Here is a 20,904-nt window from a genome sequence, read left to right as displayed (position 1 = left end):
TTAAAAATTCTGCTTACCTCCCGGCCAGGTGCGCCAGCGGCATGATCAGCCTGCATTCACCCTCCTCACTGACGGCGCGCCAGCCCGCATCGGACGTCTCTTCCTGGGTAATGGGCATGCCCTGCGCGGTAAGCTGCGCGATCAGATCCGCAAATTCCGCCCCGGTCACCGGGCGGGGCTGCCAGAAAGTCTGTTTATTGTCGGTCAGGATCGGCAGAAGCGCGATCTGCGGCTGCGGATTGCCAAGCAGCAGGCGGACGATAAAACCATACGGCGGCACGCCGCGCGACTGGTATTCACCGTTACTGTTAAACACCCCGTTGCCGATGCTGTAGACCACCAGACTTTCGCCCTGTTTTACCGCCTCGCCTGCCATGTGCGGCCCGGAGCCGATAATCAGGTCGGCTCCGGCCTCGCAGAGACGCTGCGCCAGCGCCCGCTGTCCCACCGTTGTCCACTGGTAATCTAGCCCCCAGTGAGCGAGCACGATAGTGGTGGCTGGCCGGGGGCGTGCTTTCTCCAGACGCAGCTGTTCAGCCAGGCCGCCGCTCAGGCAGGCGACCCCTGCCCGACGTGGGCGGGCATAAAAGGCGCAATCCTGCTCCATGTAGCGCCGGTACCAGTAGGCGCTGAAAATCTTGTACTGTCTGTCGCCCACCGTCAGCACCAGCGGAGCGTGGGCCTGCTGCGCATTGCGTCCGGCGCCGATGCAGGCAATGCCGCCGCCGCCAAACGCCGCCAGGGTGCTCTCCAGCCCAGGCAGTCCGGCATCCATGGCGTGATTATTGCCAAGGGCCACCGCGTCGATACCCTGTTTACGCAGGGCGGTAACCGAGGCGACCGGATCCCCGGTCAGGCAGAACGGCTTTCGGCCTTCCAGACTGGCGCGCAGATCGGTGGCGAGGGCCGCCTCAAAGTTGGCAAGAGTGAAGTCGCTACCGCGCAGCAGGGGGGCGATGCCCAGAAAGCTGTGATCGTAGCCGTAACGTTGCAGGGCATCATCCAGACCCCGCGCCTGGCGCTTGCGGGTATACCACTCGCCAAAGTAGGTGTCGCCCAACAAGGTGAGGGTCGCCACAGGTTTGTCGATGTGCCGTTCGACGGGCACCGGTGCCGGCACTGCGCCATCAACTCCGGCCAGGAGCCCATCCAGCAGATAGTCGAGATGAAAGGCGTCATCCGCCCCGGCAGCGCAGGCCAGCCAGAGTTCGCCTGCGATCCACTGCAACGCAACGCCCCAGCGTCCGGCGCAGAATTGTCCCCATGCGCTGCCGTTGCTGTGCAGGTTGCCGCTTTTACGGTAGACCCGCTCGCCGATGGCCGCCTCGTGCTCACCCAGCCACGTAAGCCAGTGCGGGTAGCGCAGCTGGAAATGGTGCATCAGCCTGGCGATATCCGTAAGCGTGGTGCGCTGGCCGGGGCGGGGCCGACCGGAGACGTTATTGATATGGGTGTGGCGCATCTCCAGCTGGTCGACAAGGCTGCGCAGCGCCTTCAACGCCTCCGCGCTGCTGCCGGCCAGCGTTTCCGCCAGATGAATGGCGGCGTCGCAGGCGTTGTGGATGAGCATCCCCTGCACCAGCGATTTCACGGTTGCCGTGCTCCCCCGTTGCAGGCCAAGAGCCGGATTGCCCTGCAGAACGTGGGCAGCGATGCCGTGCATCTCAACAGGCGTATCAAGGTCTATTTTTTTCGCCAGCAGCCGTTCTGCCAGGCAGACGGCCAGCAGCAGCTGGCTCAAGTACGTGGGGGCAAACGCGCTGTCACCCTGCTCAGACAGCCGGGTTTCGCCGGTGGTAAGATTCATCAGCAGGCGGGCGGTTTGCCCTTTTGCCAGGGCTGGCGACGCGGTAAGTCGGCGCTTCAACAGGCCGACAACCCGCCTGAAGTCGGAATTACGCACGCTCCCTTTGACCAGCACGATATCGCCGTCGCGCAACGCTGGCGCAGCGGCTTCCACCAGCGCTTCTGCGGTGCTGAAATGACCGCTACGAACCTCCTCCGGCAGGGCGTCGTGCAGGGCACACATCTCGTCACCGTGCAGAAATGCCTGCTGACAGCCAGCCGCCAGCAGGGGCTGCGCCAGCGAGCGGTGGATGGCGGCGGACCGATCCCCGAGGTTGATGATCCGCCCCAGCAGGGCGATCACACGGCCGCCCCCTTCCTGCGCTCGCTGAGCGGCCACCTCAAACGCGTTGAGCATCGAGAGGTATTCGGCGTTATAACTGTCGTCAATCAGGGTGACAGCCCCGCCGCCCGGCAGCGGCAGCGCGGAAATGCCCATATGTTGATCATCGCTGCGCCAGGTTTCGAGGCTGGCCACGATCTCCGCCAGGCTCACCCCGAGCAGATCGGCGGCGATAAGCGAGGCCACCGAGTTAAGCGCGGCGCCTTTGCCTGGCACAGCCAGCCGGTAATTCAGGCTCTGCTGACGGAGGCTGAGCGTGATCAGGCTCCCGTTGGCATTCTGGGTAAACGCCGTGATCCGCACGTCAGCGTCGGCATCAAACCCGTAGCTGATGATGCGGGCACCGTCACGGGTGACGCTCGCAGCCACGGTGTCATAGCTGGCCATATCACGGTTTAAAATGGCGTAACCACCCGGAATAAGACCGTGACTGATGCGCGCTTTAAAGCGGGCCACATCGTCGAGAGAGGTCACGCTCCTGCCCACCTGGGTGAGGCCGATCTCGGTAATAATGACGATATGCGATTTGATACGCGGGCCGATCCCGCCGTTGCGCATCCACAGAGCAGAGATCGCCACCTCCAGCACCACCGCCTGCGGATTGCAGACTGCACGCGCCAGCGTGATGGAGGCCCCCGTGCGGGTGTTATGGTTTCCGCGGCTCGCCACTATCGACATATGCTTTGTCAGGATGCTGTTGAGCATCTCTTTGGTCGAGGTTTTGCCTACCGTACCGGTGATCGCCACCAGCTTACCGTCCAGTCGCCGCCGGGCTTCTTCTGCAAGCCAAAGCAGGGCCTGATAGCTGTTGCCCACCACCAGTTGAGGGAAGTCTGGCGGGAGATCTTCAAGGCGTCGCTGGACGATGGCCCCGCAGTAACGAGAGGCGTGGCGGGAAAGCGAAAGATGAGTATCATCCCAGCCAGCGTAAACTCCGGTGTTGCCGGAGCCCTTGTGCCAGGTGTCGGGATCGATGGCGACAAACAGACAGGGATGGCCAGGCTGCGCCTTATCATGAAAAAGGACAATGTCAGTGGCGCACCAGCCTGCATCCGGGCGATTGTACCAGACGCTACCGGGTAGTTTTTCGAGTTCGGCAGCGGTCCATCCCGGGGCTTGCGTCTCTGCGCGTGGCTGGCGGGGCGGTTTCTGGCTCATATTTTTATTCCTGCTTTTTTGGGCTTATCCGCGTAGCGGACAAAGGCGAATGGCGTTGATACCGGCATTCCCCGTCAAATTATGAAATTGCGGCGGTCTGGCGGGGCGTTCGAGCAGTTCTACCCGGTGGCCATGTTCCCGCAGCGCATCCGCGAATCGCGCCTGCAGATCGAACGGCGTATTGCGATCCTGCGGGTTGCCGATCACCAGGATCAACCGGAAGGGATCGGCGGCGATCCCGCTGATGTGGTCGAGGGGATCCCACGGGTGAGGGAGGCCGGTGCCGTCCAGTGCAGGCGCCGGGGCTTCGCCACGCTGCTGACGCAGGCGCTGCGCCCGCTCGAGTATTCCCCAGGCGCCGGAAGTAAGCACCGCGCAGGCGATGTCCCGGCGGCCGGTAGTCAACAGCGCCGAAGCGGCGGTGGCGCCTCCGCTGTGTCCGCTGAGAATAAAGCGCTGGATACCATAGCGGGCCTTGATAGCATTGAGGGCGGCATCGATAGCCTGGAACTCTTCCGCCTGACGACGGCGGTAATGGTTGCCGCTGGAGCCGTAGGTGCCGGGGCGGGCGATAATAATGGTCGGCAACCCGGTCTGGCGTAGGATCGCCCGTGCCTGACGGCGTTGGTCGGCGGCGGTGTTACCGGGAATGGTTTCGGGTGGACGCTTTATCAGCGAGACGCGGTCGCCTTTTAACATCACCACCGCCAGCGGGGCAGCCTGGAGATTTCCGGCGCTGAAATAGCGCATACAGGCGTTGCCTTGAGGGTAGTGTACCCACACGGCCTCGTCGCCGACCGGGCAGTGCTGTCGGGAGGCTGGCTGGTTCCACAGCAGCGGCGTCTCAGCGTAAGCGAAAACGCTGATTAGCAGCAGGATCCATACCGCGAAACATCGACTCACACCACCGCCCCGGAAGAAACAATAGACATACAGAATACACAACTTGTCATACATAATGGTATTATCTGGTTAGGATTTTTCTGACAGGGTTTCTTCAGGCGTTATCAGGAGTAAAAATGCCGCTCAGCCAATTACTGGCGCAAACCCGCCCGGCGATGGAATTGCTGGACGTCGCGCCCAAACCGCCGATTTGCCCCGCCTGGGCGATCTTTTTTAGTGCTTCCGATGGTCAAAGCCGTGCGCATATTGTGCAGGGCTCTGGCGACAGCTTCGATCAGGCCTGGCAGCAGGGCGTAGAGGCGCTGCTGCAGTGGCAGCAAAAGAGTGGGGCGGTGGTTTGCTGGCTGCGCGTTGACCTTGTGGATCAGGTGCAGGCCCTGCGCTGGGATAACCTGCAAGCCCGCTTAGCCAAGACCAAACGCAACTATTTTCGCTTCGGCATCAGCCTGGACCCAGCGTTTCGCTACGCGATGCTGGAGCAGGAGATTGCCGCCAACGCGCTGCTCTATCATGGCGATCACGGCGTTGCCACGCCCAATGCCACTAATCTGGCCCATTTTTCCCGCCGTCGCTTCGGCGCTGTGCTGAGCTGGCCGGAGGAGCCTGACCAGACGCTCTGGCGCTTCACCACCCGGGCGCTGTTTTGCGACGGCGAGCAGTTGTTACCCATCGAATCGACCGGGCGTAACAGCGGCTACCGCCAGCTACCCGACTGGCAGGCGACGGCGCTTGAGCCGATGATCGCCTCCGCCACCGACTACCTTGCCCGGCAGATCGCCCCCTCCGGGCGCTATCAGTACGGCTGGTTCCCCTGTTTCGACCGCGCCATTCCCACCTATAACGCCTTGCGCCACGCCAGCTCCACCTATGCACTGCTCGAAGGATGGGAAGTGACGCAGCAGCCTGAACAGTTCGCGGCAATCGAGCGGGCACTCAACGACCTCTGCGCCAGCTTTATTCGTACTTACCGGCTACCGGACGGCAGCGACGCCGATTTCCTGGTCGATACCGGGGATGAGATTAAGCTTGGCGGCAATGCGGTGTGTATTCTGGCGATGGCGAAATACAGCGAGCTGACCGGTGATGATCGGTATCTGGAACCGATGGCGCGGCTGGCGAACGGGATCGGCTTTATGCAGGATCCACAGACGGGCGGGTTTGTTCACGTGCTGAACGCAGGGGATCTGTCGCTGAAGGCGGCGCACCGCATTATCTATTACGACGGTGAGGCGGCGTTTGCGCTGATGCGTCTTTACGGACTGACTAAAGCGCCGCGCTGGCTGGCAATGGTCGAACGGGCGATGGATCATTTTATTGTGCAGAAGCACTGGCAGGCACACGATCACTGGCTCAGCTACTGCGTCAACGAGCTGACGTGCTACCAGCCGCTGGAGCGCTATTACCAGTTTGGGCTGGATAACGTGCGCGATCATCTCGACTTCGTTCAGAACCGCGTCACCACTTATCCTACGCTGCTTGAGTTGATGATGGCGGCCTCACGGATGATCGCGCGGCTTGAGACATCGCCGCATAAACATCTGCTGGCGGGCTTCGACATGGCGGTGTTCAACCAGGCGCTGGAGAGCCGCGCCCGCTATCTGGCAAACGGCTTTTTCTGGCCGGAACTGGCGATGTTCTTTAAAAACCCGCCGCGCATCGTCGGCAGCTTTTTTATTCGTCACCACAGCTATCGCGTGCGAATCGACGATGTTGAACACTACCTTTCCGGCTATGTCGCGTACCGTAAGCGCTGGCTGGCCCGGTCAGGCGAGCAGTAAGTTACGTCATGCGGCTTTATCCTTCTCTTCTGGTGAGCTGTCGACGCTGGCTGTCGCTCTGGCTGGTGCTGCTGCTGGTTATCTCCCCCGGACTCGGCGCCGGGTGGGATTTCAGCGCCATCAGCACCCGTACCGAACGGCTGTATGGCCCGGCTACCCCCGCCGCCCGGCAGCGGATTGATGAGTGGGCAGCGTTGCTTAAACAGCCGTCGCAGGGCACGATCCATGACACCTTAAACCGGGTTAACCAGTTTTTTAACGCCCGGATGGCGTTTCGCGATGATATCGTCGTCTGGAAGCAGCAGGATTACTGGGCAACGCCAATTGAGTTTTTACGTCAGGGGGCAGGGGACTGCGAGGACTTTGCGCTGGCGAAATATTTCACCCTGCGCGAAATGGGCGTGCCGGCGAACCAGTTACGTATTACCTATGTTAAAGCACTCGAACTGAATCAGGCGCACATGGTGGTGACATGGTATTCCACCCCCACGGCGATCCCACTGGTTCTGGATAACCTGAAAACCGCCATCTTGCCTGCTACACAGCGTACCGATCTGCTTCCGGTGTATGCGTTTAACGGCGAAGGGCTGTGGCTGCCGCAATCTGGCGGCAACAAACGCGTGGGTGACAGCAAACGGCTCTCCCGCTGGCAGGATCTTCTCACCCGTATGCGTGCAGAAGGATTTGTAATTCATGAATAGGATAGGGCCATGTCTCTTTATAAACAGCTACTGATTGGCATCTGTTTATTTACGCTCGTCATTTTCTGCGGCAACTTTTTCGTTACCCTGGAAAGCTCACGGGAGCAGTACCGCAATCAGCTTAGCGCCCACGCGCAGGACGCGGCGACGGCGCTGGGGGTGTCGCTGACCACCCATATCGACGATCCGGCCATGACCGAGCTGATGGTGAACTCCATCTTCGACAGCGGCTATTTCTATCGCATTCGCGTGATCGACATTAAAACCAATAAACCGATTATCGAGCGCAGCGACGTACCCCAGAGCACCCGTGTACCGCACTGGTTTGTGCGGCTGGTGAACCTCAGCCCAGGCGAAGGCGATGCCATTGTGATGCGGGGCTGGACGCAGGTTGCCCGGGTAGAAGTGGTCAGCCATCCGATGTTCGCCCTGGCCCGCCTGTGGAACAGTATCGTTGCCAGCTTTTTGTGGCTGATCGGCTGTAGCCTGCTGTTTGTGCTGGCAGCCACCCTGCTGTTGAACCGCATTCTGCGCCCGCTTAACTATATTGCCGGACAGGCGATGGCCATCTGCCGCCGCGAGTTTCTTAATATACAGGCGCTGCCAAAAACGCCTGAGCTGCGCCGGGTGGTGGACGCCACCAACATGATGGTGACCCAGCTCAAGGTGTTATTCAGCGAGCAGGCCCGGCGTACCGAAGCGCTGCGCCAGGAGGCCTATCACGACAGCCTGACCGGCCTGAGCAACCGCCGGGCGTTTGATATGCAGCTCCAGTCACGCCTGAGTGATGAAGAGAACGCCGCCGGCCACATTATGCTGCTGCGGGTGCAGGATCTGATGGGGCTTAACCACCGTCTGGGTGGGGCGAAATCCGATCAGCTGCTGGTGGCCGTGGCGGATATTCTGAGCGGCCTGCAGCGCAACTATTTCCACAACGAGGGGTTTGTAGCCCGCGTGCGCGGCGGGGAGTTTGCCATTATCGCCCCGCAGATCCTGGGCCAGGAGCTCGATAATCTGCGCAACACCCTCAGCACCCAGCTGAAGGCGCTGTCTGAGATGGGCATGAGCGACGTGACGCCGGTGGCGCATTTTGCCCTGGTGCCGTTTAACCCAGGCGATACGCCCCAGGCAGTACTGGCTCAGGCGGATCAGGCGCTGGCAAGAGCCGAAACCGAAATGCGCATCTTTGCGACGCCCGATACCGCATCGGCCACCGAGAGCGAAGACGATCATCACAGCTGGTACACCCGTCTGGACGCGGTGCTGACAAGCGGCGACTTTGCGCTCTTTTCACAGCCGGTCTACGCCTGCAACAGCGCGCGTGAGGTGCTGCATCATAAGATCCTCGCGCGAATTAAAACCCCGGAGGGGGAGCTGGTGCCTGCCGGACGCTTTATGCCGTGGATCCACCGGCTCAATCTCAGCCGCCGCATGGACATTGTGATGCTCCAGCAGACCCTAAGTGAACTGGCAAAATCACCGCGTCCGCTGGCGCTGAGCATCAGCGGGGCCAGCGTCGCGGATGACCAGAGCCTGAATGCCCTGTTGCAGCCGCTGAAAAGCGCGCCGCAGCTGGCAACCTGGCTGATCTTTGAGCTGGATGAGAATGAGTTGCCCGATGTCGAGCGGGTGAACGTTCTGGTCAGCCGTCTGAAGGCGTTGGGTTGTCGTCTGGGGATCCAGCATTTTGGTGGACGCTTCCACCTTATCGGCAATTTACCGCAATGGGGTCTGGCCTGGATTAAGGTTGATGGCAGTTATATTCGCGATATAGACAGCGAAGCCGATAAAAAACTGTTTATTGAGGCTATTTACTGGGCCGCCCGTCAGATAAATCTTCCCTTAATTGCCGAACGAGTAGAAACTGCGGGCGAGCTGGCGATCCTTGAAAAAATGGGGCTGTATGGCGCAATGGGACGCTATTTTGCTGATGCCAGTACGCTGGGCGGAAATTAACCTCACAGGCTATACAGAGGCTGAATATGTATTACGTAGAACGCGATACAGAAAGACGAATAATTCGGGTGGAGTTGACACCTTTTCCCGCAATGACAGAACAGCACGATCTCTGTACGCCCGAGATTGACGAGTGGTTGCGCCAGCGTGATATCCGCGAAGCCACGCTGTATCAGCTGCGGCAAAGCGACCTTGAGATGGTGCGTGTGCTTGAGGATCTGATCGAGGTTCTGATGAGTAAAGGGGTTATCACCATTACTGACCTGCCGCCTGCCGCACAGGCCAAACTCACCAGCCGTGCGCAGGCGCGTCGCTCGCTGAGTGGTCTGGAAGGGTTAATCGCGGATGAGGACGAGGGGCTTATTTAGCCTCTTTTGCGTACCGGGATTAATCAACAATTAATAGGGGGATATTTCCCTGGCTCCCTATTTTGATAGTACAGATCTTTTTAGTTTCCTGTTTATTCATGGCATCTATTAATATAGCGCCCTGATCCGTATCTGCATCAATAAATCTGGTGCATAAAGGCGTATTGTAGTCATAGTTGCACAGCATATTACTAATACAGATTAAATACTCTTTTAGCATTCTAAGCCTGACAAATGGATGAATTGGGCAAGAAAAAGATTGAGGGAGACAATATATGAGTGGCGTATCCGGGATTGTCAAAGCAGTAATCGGGCAGGTATTTGCCGTCAGCCCTGACGGCAGTAAGCGTTTGCTGACCGAAGGCGACCGCGTTCTCGAAGGAGAACACGTCCAGACGGGAGCGGCTGGCGCAATTACCTTATCTTTGCCGGATGGCAAACAACTGGATCTGGGGCGTGACAGTCAGTGGGACAGCTCAGGGCATATAGTGGCAGAGGCCACGGCGACCCAGCAGCAGGACGTGGCAGCCATCCAGCAGGCTATTGCCGACGGGCAGGACCCGACGCAAACCCTGGAAGCGACAGCAGCTGGTCCGCAATCCGGTAATTCTGGCGGCGAGCCAGGCGGCAGCGGCGGCGGGTCACATACCCACGTCGTGCTCGATCTTACCGGCGAAATTGTTGATCCCACTGCGGGTTACCCAACGATCGGCCTGGATTTCCCCGATGATGAGCCCCCGGAAGAATTAACGCTGCTCGATATTGATGATTCAGATGCTGATGCGGATGCTGACGCGGATGCGGATGCCGACGCGGATGCAGATGCCGATTCGGACGCTGACGCGGATGCCGATGCTGACGCAGATGCGGACGCTGATTCTGATTCTGATTCTGATTCCGATGCTGATGCTGATGCTGATGCCGATGCCGATGCCGATGCAGATTCTGACGCCGACGCCGACGCGGATTCCGATTCTGATGCGGATGCGGATGCTGATGCGGATGCGGATGCGGATGCGGATGCGGATGCCGATGCAGATGCAGATGCTGATGCTGATGCGGATGCGGATGCGGATGCGGATGCCGATGCAGATGCAGATGCCGATTCTGATGCAGACGCGGATGCCGATGCGGATTCTGACTCCGACGCGGACGCCGATGCCGATGCAGATGCTGATGCCGATTCTGATTCTGATGCAGACGCAGACGCCGATGCTGATGCTGATGCGGATGCGGATGCGGATGCGGATGCGGATGCGGATGCGGATGCGGACGCCGACGCTGATGCCGATGCGGATGCAGATGCAGATGCGGATGCAGATGCGGACGCCGACGCCGACGCCGACGCTGATGCTGATGCTGATGCGGATGCCGATTCTGATGCAGATGCGGACGCCGACGCCGACGCAGATGCGGACTCTGATGCCGACGCGGATGCCGATGCTGATGCTGATGCTGATGCGGATTCTGACGCTGATGCTGATGCTGATGCGGATGCTGATGCGGACGCCGACGCCGACGCGCGATGCGGATGCGGATGCCGATGCCGATGCCGATGCGGATGCGGATGCGGATGCCGATGCGGATGCCGATGCGGACGCCGATGCAGATGCGGACGCCGACGCTGATGCGGATGCGGATGCCGACGCGGATGCGGATGCAGATGCAGATGCAGATGCGGACTCTGATGCCGACGCGGATGCCGATGCCGATGCGGATTCTGATGCCGACGCTGATGCCGACGCTGATGCCGATGCCGATGCCGATGCCGACGCGGATGCCGATGCCGATGCCGATGCGGATTCTGATGCGGATTCTGACGCTGATGCAGACGCGGATGCCGATGCGGATTCTGACTCCGACGCGGACGCCGATGCCGATGCAGATGCTGATGCCGATTCTGATTCTGATTCTGATGCAGACGCCGACGCTGATGCTGATGCTGATGCGGATGCCGATTCTGATGCAGATGCGGACGCCGACGCCGACGCAGATGCGGACGCTGATGCCGACGCGGATGCCGATGCTGATGCTGATGCCGACGCGGATGCCGATGCTGATGCTGATGCTGATGCTGATGCGGATTCTGACGCTGATGCTGATGCGGATGCTGATGCGGACGCCGACGCCGATGCCGATGCGGATGCGGATGCGGATGCGGATGCCGATGCGGATTCTGATGCCGATGCGGATGCCGATGCGGACGCCGATGCAGATGCGGACGCCGACGCGGATGCGGATGCGGATGCAGATGCAGATGCAGATGCAGATGCTGACGCTGACGCTGACGCTGACGCTGACGCTGACGCTGATGCGGACGCTGATGCCGATGCGGACGCTGATGCCGATGCGGATTCTGATGCCGATGCCGATGCTGATGCTGATGCTGACGCTGACGCTGATGCGGACGCTGATGCCGATGCGGACGCTGATGCCGATGCGGATTCTGATGCCGATGCGGATTCTGATGCGGATTCTGACGCTGATGCTGATGCTGATGCGGATGCCGACGCGGATGCCGACGCTGATTCCGATGCAGATGCAGATGCAGATGCAGATGCGGATGCCGATTCTGATGCAGATGCGGACGCCGATGCCGATGCAGATGCAGATGCAGATGCGGACTCTGATGCCGACGCGGATGCCGATGCCGATGCGGATTCTGATGCCGATGCGGATTCTGATGCCGATGCCGATGCCGACGCTGACGCTGATTCTGATTCCGATGCGGATGCCGATGCTGATGCAGACGCCGATTCTGATTCCGATGCGGACGCAGATGCAGACGCCGATGCGGATTCCGATGCCGATGCCGACGCGGATGCCGATGCCGATGCCGACGCGGATGCCGATGCCGATGCCGATGCGGATTCTGATGCGGATTCTGACGCTGATGCAGACGCGGATGCCGATGCGGATTCTGACTCCGACGCGGACGCCGATGCAGATGCTGATGCCGATTCTGATTCTGATTCTGATGCAGACGCAGACGCCGACGCTGATGCTGATGCGGATGCCGATTCTGATGCAGATGCGGACGCCGACGCCGACGCAGATGCGGACGCTGATGCCGACGCGGATGCCGATGCTGATGCTGATGCTGATGCTGATGCGGATTCTGACGCTGATGCAGATGCGGACGCCGACGCCGATGCCGATGCGGATGCGGATGCCGATGCGGATTCTGATGCCGATGCGGATGCCGATGCGGACGCCGATGCAGATGCGGACGCCGACGCTGATGCGGATGCGGATGCGGATGCGGACGCTGATGCCGACGCTGATGCCGACGCCGATGCCGATGCTGATGCTGATGCTGATGCTGATGCTGATGCTGATGCTGATGCTGATGCTGATGCTGATGCCGATGCTGATGCTGATGCTGATGCCGATGCCGATGCCGATGCCGATGCGGATGCGGATGCAGATGCCGATTCCGATGCAGATGCAGATGCAGATGCAGATGCAGACGCCGATGCCGATGCGGATTCCGATGCAGATGCGGATGCAGACGCTGATGCGGATGCTGATGCCGACGCTGATTCTGATGCCGACGCTGATGCCGATGCGGACGCTGATGCCGACGCCGATGCCGATGCGGATGCGGATGCAGACGCTGATGCGGATGCTGATGCCGACGCTGATTCTGATGCCGACGCTGATGCCGACGCCGATGCCGATGCGGATGCCGATGCAGATGCAGACGCCGATTCAGATGCGGATGCCGATGCCGACGCGGATGCGGACGCCGATGCCGATGCGGACGCCGATGCAGATGCCGATGCGGATGCGGATGCGGATGCGGATGCGGATGCGGATGCGGATGCCGATTCTGATGCTGATGCTGATGCTGATGCCGACGCGGATGCGGATTCTGACGCCGATGCCGATGCAGATTCTGACGCTGATGCAGATGCTGATTCCGACGCCGACGTCAAACTAACCGTTACCGTCACTCCAGGCAGTAAGACGACCGAGACGACAGATGACCAGATCATCCACGTTAATGGCGGCAGCGGCGATCCTAACGGTTACGACATCCAGAACGGCGTGATTGTGGCGATCGGCAGCAACGTACATGTCTGGCTGACTCCGGATAGCCCGGACGGTAAGATCCAGGGCGACTTCGTGCCGAAGGCCGACAGCCCGGATCAGATCCACTACTACAACAGCCAGGGTAACGCCAATGCCAATAACGGCGACAAGACCTACACCGATATCTTTGTGGTCGGTGACCATACGGGTGGCTATTACCAGCAGGGTGACTGGCCGCAGGATCGCTATGAATTCCGACCGCTCAACGGCATCACTGGCAACCAGGGCTTACCTCAGAGCAGCGTGGGTAAGGACTATATCTTTGTTCAGGGGAATGAGGCTGACTACACCGTTACCGGTGTCGACCATCCACAGAATGGTAAAAACAACGATATAGATAACCTGCATGTGGTTGATAACGAGACCGGGAAGTCACCGTTCCAGAATGCCAACGGCATTGAAGGGGTGGTATTTGGTGACGGACCCTCTTCTGAGCTCGGTGGCAATACCACCGTCAGCTACACGGTGACGCTGAATCTGGATGTCAATCTCGAAAGCTCAGACAGCAGCGATCACCTTAACAGCATCACCCTGAGCGGTATCCCGGAAAACGCGACCTTCACCGGCAACTATGCGAGCGTCAGTTACAACGCCGAAGAGAAGAGCTACACCCTGACCTTTGACAACGACACCTCGCACTTCAACGGCCAGGTGAGCGTTGAACTGCCGGACGGTCAGAGCGATTTCGGGGAGATCGGGCTGAAAGTGGACTCTACCGCCGTCGATCAACACGAAACCGACTTCACCGTTGACGGGAAAGAGGGCGGAACGTTTGTCAGCGAAAGCCACGGTGGAGAAGAGCACGCCGATGATAACGTTGACGATCCCCCTCTGATGGCTGACCACAGCGTTGAGGAGAATCATGTTGAAAGCGACAGTGAAGAGAATCACAAGCAGACGAGCAGCCTGACGGCTGATGAGCATGACGCCGACCACACTCTGGCGAACGGGGATCACGCCGCATCATTAATCGATGACGACAACCTGATGCTCAATACCAACAGTGTGGATAACAACGGCACACCAACGGTCGATAATGCGCAGAGCGAAAACCTCACGCTCCAGAGTACGGATCAGGAGGAGCAGCTGAACTTTAGCGATCTCATTCATGATGAAGAGCATAACGATCTCAGCACGCTGATCCAGGCGGGGCCGCAGAGCGACACGGTGGAGGGCCCGGCGGAGGTCGAGCATGTCCCTGCTGAAGGTGGTGAGATCGCCGGAACGGAGGGGTATGACGCGGGTAACGACACGATGCTCGACAGCCTGATCGCCAAACCGGAAGAGCACGCCTGACTGGCGTCGCGCAGGGCTGGTCTGGCCTGCGCGGCAAACATTATTCAGGACAGACGAGGGATCCCGTCTGTCCGCAAAATCGCAGGGTACATTTTTCCCCTCTCTCTGATGGGGTTTCTCTGGTGAATATTGACCAATAATCAAGGGATATGAAGGAAAAAATAAGATGAAACAGTATAGTCAGTTCGTTATAGGGGCTACCCTGGCGCTGAGCGCCACATATAGCCAGGCCACGACCCTGGAACAGGCCGTGAAAGAGAGCCTGTTATGGCATCCGGAAGTTAACGCCTCGGTAAACAGCCGCTATTCCGCCGATCAGGATCTCCGCGCCGCCAAGGGTGGCTATCTCCCGACCCTGGATCTCACCGCCGGTACCGGCTGGGAGCAAACCGATAACGCCAGCACGCGCGGGGCAGGCGATCATCTGCGTGATTTGCACCGCAGCGAGTCCGCCATCAATCTGCGCCAGAACGTCTTCAACGGTTTTGCCACTACCAGCGAAGTCGACCGCCAGAAAGCGACGGTCAACTCCCGCGCCTGGACGGTAATGAATACCAGCGAATCTACGGCATTGCAGGCGATCCAGACCTATCTCGACGTGCTGATGCGCCAGAAGATGGTGGCGCTGGCAGAAGATAACCTTAAGAATCACGAGCGGGTGTTCGATCAGATCCGCCTGCGTACCGAGCAGGGGGTGGGGCGTCAGGCCGATTTCGAGCAGGCCCAGGCTCGTCTGGCACAGGCGCGCAACAACCTGCTGACCGAGCAAACTAACCTCGAAGACGCCCGCGCCAACTACCAGAGTATCACCGGCCAAGAGCCTGACACTCTCGTCATGCCCGCCAAAATCGCGGTACCCGCCTCGCTGGAGGCCGCGCGGACCGTCATGCTGGCAAACAACCCGCTGCTGAAACAGGCCGATGCCGATGTGGAAGCGACCCGCCAGCAGTACGAGGCGGCAAAATCGCGATTTTATCCGGATGTGAACGTTGAAGTTGGCCGTACCATGGATAACAACATCGATGGAACCCGCGGTCACAGCCAGGAGTGGCAGGCGATGCTGCGCATGCGCTACAACCTCTATAACGGCGGCAGCGACCAGGCAACGATCACCTCTTACGCCTACAAAATGAAAGAGGCGCAGGATGTGAAAAACAACGCCCAGCGTCAGTTGAACGAAGATCTCCGTCTGGCCTGGAACGCCCTGAAAAACGCCGGGCAGCAGGTGCCGATCGCCAAAGAGTATGCCGATCGCAGCGTGCAGGTGCGTAGCGCCTACCAGGAGCAGTTCAGCCTTGGCGACCGGACCTTGCTCGATATGCTGGACAGTGAAAACGAGGTGTTCAGCGCCCAGCGCCGCTACGTCGAGCTGCAGTTTGTCGACATGTTTACCACCTACCGCATCAGCGCCCGTACCGGCGAACTGCTTAAGAGCCTGAATATTCAGCCGCCGACGGCAGCGGAGCCGCTCACGCAAGCGAAATCTTCCCAGGCAGAACTGCCTGAATTAAAGTAAGACGCCCTGAGAGGCTGACGGGGTTGTTGCTGGCAGAGATAACGGCAACAACCCTCTCTTTTTTTATCTGCGGTTCCCGTCCGCAGAACACTGAGGCAGAGAATGACGCCTGATATTGACTCCTCTGATCGCATCGAGATGGCCCCGCAGGCGCAGGGCAGGCTGGATCCGCGGCAAAGCCATGACGATCCCCTGCTGGATGCGCTGATGATCGTCTGTAAATTGCATAACATAGGCACCAGCCGCAACGTCCTGACCGCGGGGTTGCCGCTGGCAGCCCACACCCTGACGACAGAGACCTTCCCCCGCGCCGCCGGACGGGCCGGGCTCAAGGCGCGGGTGGTGCAGCGTGGGCTTGAAAACATCACCGCGCTCTCTCTGCCCGCCATTCTCCTGCTGAAGAACAATCAGGCCGCGGTGCTGATTGGTTGGGATGCGCAGCAGCGCGTCCGGCTGCTGCCCAGTGAAACGGAGGGCGGTGAGATCACCGTGTCGCCAGAGACGCTGGCGGAGAATTACAGCGGCCGGGTGATTTTTATCTCTCCGGAGCATGAGTTTGATGCCCAGCCGACGGCCACTCTGCCGCGTACCAAAGCCTGGTTCCAGGATACGCTCAAACTGTCGAAATCCCTCTACCTGGATGCGGTGGTCGCCAGTTTCCTCGTCAACCTGGTGGCGCTCAGCGCCCCGCTGTTTGTGATGAACGTCTATGACCGGGTGGTGCCCAATCAGGCCACCGCCACGCTGTGGGTGCTGGCGATTGGCATCAGCATTGCCTTTGTGTTCGACTTTGTACTGAAGATCCTGCGGGGAATTTGCCTCGATCTGGCGGGCAAAAAAACCGACCTCGTGGTCTCCTCGGCGCTGTTCGAGCGGCTGCTGGGGATGAAGATGAAGCTCCGCCCGCAGCGGGTGGGCAGCTTTGCGCAGAATTTCCAGGAGTTCCAGTCGATTCGTGATTTTCTGTCGTCGCTGACGCTGACCGCCTTTATCGATCTCCCCTTTACCCTGCTGATCCTGCTGGTGATTGGCATCATTGGCGGCCCGCTGGTGTTTATCCCGCTGCTCGCTTATCCGCTGGCGCTGCTGGTGAACTGGTTGATCCAGCGTCCGCTGATGTCGCGGGTCAGGAAGACCTATCAGCTCTCCAACGAACGCCAGGCGATGCTGGTGGAGACACTCACCGGCCTGGATGCCATCAAAATCAACAACGCCCAGAGCGAGCGTCAGTATCAGTGGGAGCACCTCACCGGTCAGCTGAGCAAGCTGGAACTGCGGGTGAAGTCGCTCTCCTATGTGGCGGTGAACTTTACTGCCTGGCTGCAGCAGTTCAGCGGCGTGGCCCTGATCGTGGCCGGGGTCTACATCATTATCGGCGGCAACCTGAGCATGGGCGGGCTGATTGCCTGCTATCTGCTGCACCGTCGCGCCATGATGCCCATCGGCCAGCTGTGTAGCCTCATCACCCGCTACCAGCGCGCGCGAATGACCAAGGCCACCATCGACCGGATGATGGATCTTGAGCAGGAGGTGCAGGACGACGAAGTGCCGCTGAAGCGGGAAACCCTCTCCGGCGCCATTGAGCTGCGCGATGTGACCTTTATCTATCCCGGCAATCAGTATGCCTCGCTCAGCAACGTCTCGCTGACGATCCAGCCCGGGGAGAAGGTGGGGATCATCGGCCGCAGTGGGTCCGGGAAAAGCTCGCTGGCGAAACTGCTGGTCGGGTTTTACCAGCCGGACAGCGGGAATGTGCTGATCGACGGCATCGATGCCCGTCAGATCGATGTTCACGACCTGCGGCACAACATCGGCTACGCGCCGCAGGATATTCATCTGTTCAGCGGCACCCTGCGGGAGAACCTGGTGTATGGCGCCAGCTACGTTGATGACGAGACGATGCTGCGGGTGGCTACCCTGACCGGGGTGCACGAGTTTGCCCGTCGTCACCCCTCCGGTTACAACATGCAGGTGGGTGAGCGGGGAATGAGCCTTTCCGGCGGCCAGCGGCAGGCTGTCGCCCTGGCGCGGGCGCTACTGCTCGACCCGCCGGTGTTGTTAATGGACGAACCCACCAGTTCGATGGATAACACCAGCGAAGATTTGATCAAAAAGGCGCTCGTACCGGTGATTGCCAACAAAACGCTGCTGATGGTCACCCATCGTGCGTCGCTGCTGACGCTGGTGGATCGTCTGATTATTGTCGACAACGGCAAAATCATTGCCGATGGCCCGAAAGAGAGCGTCATGAGTGCGCTGAAGAAGGGACAAATTCATGCGAATCGTTGAGACGCTTAGCCGCCTGATGAGCTGGCTGTCAGGAGATAAACAGCCCGCACCGTTTACCACCAACGAGGTCAACAAAGCGTTGCTGGATGATGCCCCCCGGGTGGTGCGCGTCACGCTATGGGCTATCTTCGCCTTCTTTATCGCCATGATCCTCTGGGCATCGCTGGCCAGCATTGACGAAGTGACGCGCGGGGAAGGGCGGGCGATCCCCTCATCACGTCTGCAGAAAGTGCAGAACCTTGAGGGTGGGATCGTGGCCGAAGTCTTTGTGCATGAAGGCGAGGTGGTGAAAGCCGGCGCGCCGCTGCTGCGTCTGGATGATACCCAGTTTCGTTCCAACGCCGGGGAGAGCGAAGCCGACCGGCTGGCGCTGCAGGCGCGCATCCAGCGTCTGACCGCGCAGCTGAACGATGCCACAACCCTGACCCTGGCGCCGGAGATAGTGAAGAAGGCGCCGGAGATCGCCAGCGGTGAGATGGAACTCTTCGCCAGCGTCAACAAACGTATTCAGAGCGAACTGGCGGGGCTCAACGAACAGCTGGTGCAGAAGAAGCAGGAGCTGCTCGACTTCCAGGGCAAAGCCAGCCAGTACCGTCGTAGCCTGGGGCTGCAACAGCAGGAGGTCGCCATGTCTGAACCGCTGGTGGCGAAAGGGGCGATCTCCAAAGTCGAAGTGCTCCGCCTGCGTCGTGGCGTGGTAGAAACCCAGGGACAGCTCGACTCCGTGACCCTTGCCATTCCCCGGGCGGAAGCGGCCATCAAGGAGATTGAGAGCAAAGTCAGCGAAACGCGCGGGCGTTATCGCAGCGAGGCGCTGGGGCAGCTCAACGAGGCGCGAACCGATCTCAGCAAGATAGAGGCATCGGGCAAGGCGATTTCCGACCGGGTGAACCGTACCCTGGTCACTTCGCCGGTGCGCGGCGTGGTGCAACAGCTGATGGTCAACACCATCGGCGGCGTGATCCAGCCGGGCAACGACCTGGTGGAGATTGTGCCGCTGGACGACAAGCTGCTGGTGGAGGCCAAAATCCGCCCGCAGGACATTGCGTTTTTACGTCCGGGCCAGGAAGCAACGGTGAAGTTCACCGCCTACGACTACACCATCTATGGTGGCCTTAAAGGGACGCTGGAGCAGATCAGCCCTGATACGGTAACCGACAAAGACGGGAAAAGATTTTACGTGATTCGCCTGCGCACCGATAAAAACCATCTCGGCACGGATGAAAAGCCGCTGTTAATTATTCCGGGGATGGTGGCGTCGGTGGATATTATTACCGGTAAGAAAACGGTGATGGCCTATCTGCTGAAACCGATTCTGCGCGCCAGAGCGGAGGCGTTCCACGAACGCTAATAAGTATGGAGAAAGGCCACCTCGCCGGGAGGTGGCCTTTAAGTGTTACCACATCAAATCGTCAGGCACGACAAAATCGCCGTACGGATCGTCTTCATCCTTCGCTTCCTGCGTCAGTTCACCGCTGAAGACGATATAGCTCGCATCACGCTGGATAATTTTATTCGCCACAACGGCAGGGATGATGGCGTATTCGCTCTCGCGACCCGCTTCAGCAACCAGACGCGCAATCGCCAGACGGCCATTGATCAGCTGTTTTTGCGTGATTTTATCCACAGTGATTTTTTTAATCAGATTGCCGTCGGTGAAGTTAAAGCCGATATCGCCTTTGGCAATGACGATGCGGTTCATCTCAATCAACTGCTTGATCTGCGCCTTATACTCTTTTGCCAGCGTCGCCTGCTTTTGCTGTTCGCTAAGCTCTTTGTCGCGCTCAATTTGCGCCTGCTTATTCACTTCTACCGCTTCCCGGGCCTCACGCGCCTGGACGCGGGACTTTTTGGCGGTGCGCTGCACTTTTTCCAGCTTTTTACTGCTGACTAAGCCAGCTTTCAGCATCTGCTCTTGTAGTGTGAGTTTGGTCATCGTCGTTTCTGAAATCTGTCAAATGATGGGCAGATTATACCTGTAATTCCACTGCAGGGATAACCTGGGCAAAATCGGCCGCAAGCAGCGCAAGGGTGACATCATGAATGACTTTTGCGCTGAGCTGAGCTTGACTCAGTTCAAAGCTGATTACCGCATCTTTTAGCACCGTCATCTTTAATCCAAGGTCGGCACCCATCCTGACGGTGGAGTTAACGCAAAATCCGGCCACCGCGCCAGTGACAACAACCTCTGAAATTTGCGCATCCTGAAGATAATCCAGTAATCCCGTTGAGCTGAACGCGGAGGAGGTGTGTTTGATAAAGACCGGTTCGTTCGCTGATTCTTCAAAGGCGTCCAGGGGTAAGCTGGAGGAGGAGCTGGGATGGAAAAGCGAGCCCTGTTCAGGCGTCTGGTGGCGAACGTGGATGACGGGAAGGCCTGATTTTCTGAATTTTTCAATTACAGAGGTCATGTTTTCAATGCTGTTATGCGGGAAGTAATCCACGCCCTGCTGAATTCTCTCTGTGACAAAATTCTGCATATCGATGATGAGTAGTGCTTTTGGCATGTAATCCTCCTTAAACCTCGCCACTGGCAGGGTTATTATCGGTTTTTGGGCATCTTCTTAACGCTGGAACGCATTAACATATTCGCAATTATGCGCCACGCCCCCTACCAAATTTGGTTAAGGCTCAAATAAATCATCAACTAATCTAC

At 59.1% G+C, this 20,904-nt stretch carries 15 protein-coding genes; 10 read left to right on the top strand and 5 right to left on the bottom strand.

What is annotated here, in order from left to right:
- Positions 1-13: 13 nt before the first annotated feature.
- Positions 14-3,346 carry a CapA family protein gene (locus tag GNG29_RS16130; RefSeq protein ID WP_156654986.1) on the bottom strand — a complete coding sequence of 1,111 codons (3,333 nt, stop codon included), beginning with the start codon at positions 3,344-3,346 and terminating at the stop codon, positions 14-16.
- 24 nt (positions 3,347-3,370) lie between these two features.
- Positions 3,371-4,249: a S9 family peptidase gene (locus tag GNG29_RS16125; protein WP_231736532.1), complete on the bottom strand. Its 879-nt coding sequence runs from the start codon at positions 4,247-4,249 to the stop codon at positions 3,371-3,373.
- Positions 4,250-4,365: 116 nt separating this feature from the next.
- Here GNG29_RS16125 and GNG29_RS16120 point away from each other — a divergent pair, with 116 nt between their 5' ends.
- The 6 genes from GNG29_RS16120 (at position 4,366) to GNG29_RS23215 (ending at position 12,995) form a co-directional block, all read left to right on the top strand.
- Positions 4,366-6,027: a Mur ligase gene (locus tag GNG29_RS16120; RefSeq protein WP_156654984.1), complete on the top strand. Its 1,662-nt coding sequence runs from the start codon at positions 4,366-4,368 to the stop codon at positions 6,025-6,027.
- An 8-nt stretch (positions 6,028-6,035) separates the two neighbouring features.
- A complete protein-coding gene (lapG, locus tag GNG29_RS16115) occupies positions 6,036-6,728 on the top strand; it encodes a cysteine protease LapG (protein WP_103180595.1) in 693 nt (230 codons plus the stop codon).
- Positions 6,729-6,737: 9 nt separating this feature from the next.
- Positions 6,738-8,684 carry a cyclic di-GMP receptor LapD gene (gene lapD, locus GNG29_RS16110; RefSeq protein WP_156654982.1) on the top strand — a complete coding sequence of 649 codons (1,947 nt, stop codon included), beginning with the start codon at positions 6,738-6,740 and terminating at the stop codon, positions 8,682-8,684.
- A gap of 26 nt (positions 8,685-8,710) precedes the next feature.
- The gene (locus tag GNG29_RS16105) at positions 8,711-9,052 is read left to right on the top strand and encodes a tryptophan synthase subunit beta (RefSeq protein ID WP_156654981.1); all 342 of its coding nucleotides are present in this window, start codon (positions 8,711-8,713) and stop codon (positions 9,050-9,052) included.
- Positions 9,053-9,327: 275 nt separating this feature from the next.
- Positions 9,328-10,680, top strand: a complete 1,353-nt coding sequence (locus GNG29_RS16100) for a retention module-containing protein (RefSeq protein ID WP_156654979.1) — start codon at positions 9,328-9,330, stop codon at positions 10,678-10,680.
- The gene (locus GNG29_RS23215) at positions 10,590-12,995 is read left to right on the top strand and encodes a hypothetical protein (RefSeq protein WP_197431811.1); all 2,406 of its coding nucleotides are present in this window, start codon (positions 10,590-10,592) and stop codon (positions 12,993-12,995) included. Before GNG29_RS16100 ends, GNG29_RS23215 begins: the two co-directional genes overlap by 91 nt.
- On the opposite strand, the gene GNG29_RS23210 is transcribed toward GNG29_RS23215, so the two are convergent.
- Positions 12,992-13,132, bottom strand: coding sequence for a hypothetical protein (locus tag GNG29_RS23210; protein WP_197431810.1), 141 nt, complete (start codon positions 13,130-13,132; stop codon positions 12,992-12,994). The two genes, GNG29_RS23215 and GNG29_RS23210, sit on opposite strands and share 4 nt — an antisense overlap.
- Here GNG29_RS23210 and GNG29_RS23205 point away from each other — a divergent pair.
- The 4 genes from GNG29_RS23205 to GNG29_RS16080 all read left to right on the top strand — a co-directional run bounded on the left by GNG29_RS23205 (position 13,109) and on the right by GNG29_RS16080 (position 19,599).
- Positions 13,109-14,443 (top strand): hypothetical protein, encoded by a 1,335-nt coding sequence (locus GNG29_RS23205; protein WP_197431809.1) that lies wholly within the window; start codon positions 13,109-13,111, stop codon positions 14,441-14,443. The two genes, GNG29_RS23210 and GNG29_RS23205, sit on opposite strands and share 24 nt — an antisense overlap.
- A gap of 166 nt (positions 14,444-14,609) precedes the next feature.
- On the top strand, positions 14,610-15,959 hold the full coding sequence (locus GNG29_RS16090) for a TolC family outer membrane protein (RefSeq protein ID WP_156654977.1): 1,350 nt from the start codon (positions 14,610-14,612) through the stop codon (positions 15,957-15,959).
- Positions 15,960-16,097: 138 nt separating this feature from the next.
- Positions 16,098-18,248: a type I secretion system permease/ATPase gene (locus tag GNG29_RS16085; protein ID WP_156655504.1), complete on the top strand. Its 2,151-nt coding sequence runs from the start codon at positions 16,098-16,100 to the stop codon at positions 18,246-18,248.
- A complete protein-coding gene (locus GNG29_RS16080) occupies positions 18,235-19,599 on the top strand; it encodes an HlyD family type I secretion periplasmic adaptor subunit (RefSeq protein ID WP_156654976.1) in 1,365 nt (454 codons plus the stop codon). The genes GNG29_RS16085 and GNG29_RS16080 overlap by 14 nt, the downstream gene beginning before the upstream one ends.
- A 45-nt stretch (positions 19,600-19,644) precedes the next feature.
- Here GNG29_RS16080 and GNG29_RS16075 read toward each other — a convergent pair whose 3' ends face one another.
- Together GNG29_RS16075 and GNG29_RS16070 are read right to left on the bottom strand one after the other, a co-directional pair.
- On the bottom strand, positions 19,645-20,184 hold the full coding sequence (locus GNG29_RS16075) for a DUF2058 domain-containing protein (RefSeq protein WP_156654974.1): 540 nt from the start codon (positions 20,182-20,184) through the stop codon (positions 19,645-19,647).
- Between the two features lie 34 nt (positions 20,185-20,218).
- Complete coding sequence (locus GNG29_RS16070; protein ID WP_156654972.1) at positions 20,219-20,755, bottom strand: cysteine hydrolase family protein; 537 nt, start codon at positions 20,753-20,755, stop codon at positions 20,219-20,221.
- Between the last annotated feature and the right edge of the window lie 149 nt (positions 20,756-20,904).

Source organism: Leclercia sp. Colony189 (genome assembly GCF_009740165.1).
Taxonomy (GTDB): domain Bacteria; phylum Pseudomonadota; class Gammaproteobacteria; order Enterobacterales; family Enterobacteriaceae; genus Enterobacter.
Note: the sequence above shows the minus strand (reverse complement) of the source record. Positions and strands in the feature narration are given on the sequence as shown.